This window comes from Gilvimarinus gilvus, assembly GCF_030518155.1.
Taxonomy (GTDB): Bacteria; Pseudomonadota; Gammaproteobacteria; order Pseudomonadales; family Cellvibrionaceae; genus Gilvimarinus; species Gilvimarinus gilvus.
In genome coordinates, this window is record NZ_JAULRU010000290.1 from 1 (window position 1) to 382 (window position 382).

A 382-nucleotide genomic window follows, 5' to 3' on the forward strand; every position below is an offset into this window, starting at 1 on the left:
CACATTTCAACCAGGCCATCACATCGCGGGTCGCATCATCCGCCCGTCGCTCAGTCATTGAGCAGTGTTCACCCAGTTCAACCACCTGTTCCATCGTGTAGTTGTAGTGGAATTTCTTATTCGGCAAGAAATCATCAGGCCGAACCAGGTGACGACTGTCGTTGCCAGAATGAATCAGGCCCCGGATAGCCCGGTGCACCAGCAGATCAGGATAACGGCGGATCGGCGAAGTAAAATGCGTATACGCCGGATAATTCAGACCAAAATGCCCCTTATGCTCAGGACTGTAGACCGCCTGAGACATGGAACGCAGCATCATTATCTGAATAACATGCTTATCCATCCGCCCTTCTAATGACTCTGTCAGCGCCTGATAATCCTG

The 382-nt window shown here is 51.3% G+C and carries 1 protein-coding gene; it reads right to left on the minus strand.

Annotated features, from left to right (window positions below; all coding sequences use genetic code 11):
- Window positions 1-382: RNB domain-containing ribonuclease (locus QWI17_RS04860; RefSeq protein ID WP_302721387.1), on the minus strand; the 382-nt coding region annotated here is incomplete at both ends.